General features: G+C 50.6%; 2 protein-coding genes. One reads left to right on the top strand and one right to left on the bottom strand.

Features of this window, described 5'->3' with window-relative positions; genetic code table 11:
• Nucleotides 1–240: hypothetical protein (locus IQ242_RS23150; protein WP_193961565.1), on the top strand; the 240-nt coding region annotated here is incomplete at its 5' end.
• Between the two features lie 144 nt (nt 241–384).
• On the opposite strand, the gene IQ242_RS23145 is transcribed toward IQ242_RS23150, so the two are convergent.
• The coding region (locus IQ242_RS23145; protein WP_305070291.1) for a Calx-beta domain-containing protein at nt 385–2,166 on the bottom strand (1,782 nt) is incomplete at its 5' end.

Below are 2,166 nucleotides of genomic sequence, written 5' to 3'. Positions count from 1 at the left end.
GAGCCAGAAAAAGATATTTATCAGAAAAGTCATGAGCAAGCTAGAGGTTTAAAGACTGAGCGGGTTCCAATTATTTTTATTAATAAATATTTGACACAATTCATACCAGGTAAGCAAGAGGGCTACGCCACTACTACCAAATCATTACCCAAGAAAATAGGATTGGGACTTTCAAAAACCTTGCATTATCCTTCTTGTAGTACATCGCTTGGTACAAAAAACAAGGGCAACAAAGCCTGAAATTCCTGAATCCTGACTCCTGACTCCTGACTCCTACCCCCAGGAAAAACTTTTTCAGCAGACCCTAATTGTGGACTAGTTGAGCCAGAAATTCTCAGCAGTGATGCTAGAAGAATCCACGTCCGTAAACGGACGTGGGGTATGTCAAACTCTGTAAACGAAGTCGAGATTGGTCATGGCAGCGGCGGCACCAGCCCCAACATTGGCCATTAGGTAACTACCGACGACGGTGGAATCGTTATACCAGATGTCGCCGTTGCTAGTGTTGACGTAGATGCCGGCGGGGTTTCCCGATGCTCCCCCAGTGAACCCCGCTCCCTTGAAGAACCAGGCAGCGTTAAGGACACTTCCGTTCATATTAGCACTATTAAAGACCAGACCCTTGATCCCCATACCAAGGGAGCCGGTCAAAGTGCCGTCAAGACTGTTCGCCAGAATGATTGTGTCATCGGCTACGGAGAAGTCGGTGATCAGATCACTGTTCTCTACGTTGTCGAACCTGAAGGAATCGTTTCCAGCACCACCAGTAAGAGTATCCAGACCCAAGTCGCCATTGAGGGTGTCGTTACCAAGGCCGCCATTGAGGACATTGCTGCCACTGTTGCCCGTGAGGACGTTGTTTTTGCCATTGCCAGTAGCGTTGATATTGGCATCTCCCGTCAGGGTCAAGTTCTCAATCCCATATCCTTGCTTACCAGCTGTCCCCGGTGCTAGAGAATAAGTGACTGAGGCAAATACCGTATCAGCCGTCCCACCTAGGGCATCGTCGGAGATTTCTTTCACGATATCGCCCACATTGTCCACGTAGTAGGTGTCGTTGTTATCACCACCATCCATCAAGTCAACACCAACACCGCCATCGAGGGTGTCATTACCCGCTCCACCATTAAGAGTGTCATTACCTCCCCCTCCAGCTAGGGCATCGGCAAAGCTTGTCCCGACCAAGTTGTTATTGGCTGAGTTACCATCATTGTCAAGAATGGTGGCCGTAGCCGTGTCGGATCCACTGATAGTGTAGCCGGCGGGGGCGGTAATTGTGGTGATGATGGTTTCACCTGGATCACTCAAGAGGTCATCTATGGTGGGCAGAGTGATGGTAGCTTTGGAGGAACCTGCCGCAAAGGTGACGCTGTTAGGAGTAGTGCCTGTGTAGTCAACACCTGGAGTCGCTGTCCCCGCTAGGGTGTAGTTGACGGTTAAGGCACTGGAGAGGTCGCCGGTGCGGGTGAGGGTAAAGACACTGCTCACTGGACCGGCTTCCTTCCCATCGGTGGTTTTCACCAGAGTGAGGGTGCCAAGGTCGTTATCGATGATCGTCGCCGTAGCTGTGTTAGGTCCACTGATAGTGTAGCCAGCGGGGGCGGTAATTGTGGTGATGATGGTTTCGCTGGGCTCACTCAAGAGGTCATCTTTGGTGGGCAGAGTGATAGTGGCTTTGTACACACCTGCCGCAAAGGTGGCTTGGCCTAAACTGGGGTCATTGTAGTCGCTGCCGAGGGTAGCAGTACCAGCCAAGGTGTAGTTAACCGTTAAGGCACTGGAGAGGTCGCCGGTGCGGGTGAGGGTAAAGACACTGCTCGCTGAACCGGCTTCGTTACCATCGGTGGTTTTGGCGATCGAGATTGTCGCCCCGCTCCCATCACCATAGATTTTGACATCATCAAGGTTCCAGGAACTTACTGTATATACATCAGTGCTACCAACATTGAACCCGAAACGAATTTGAGTTGAGGCACTCTTGTGGGCGCTAATATCAAATTGTTGAGGTGTCCAAGCGTTATCTTGCACTCCTGGAGAAGCTCCTGAACTCCAGAGATTGACCCAGCTAGAACCGTTGAAGATCTCAACTGTGTTCTGCATATAGGGAGTGTAGTCACTGTTGAGCCAACGGGCATATTCAAAGAATAACTGATTGGCCGTGCTGGT

Source organism: Microcystis sp. LEGE 08355 (assembly GCF_015207185.1).
Taxonomy (GTDB): domain Bacteria; phylum Cyanobacteriota; class Cyanobacteriia; order Cyanobacteriales; family Microcystaceae; genus Microcystis; species Microcystis panniformis.
Note: the sequence above shows the minus strand (reverse complement) of the source record. Positions and strands in the feature narration are given on the sequence as shown.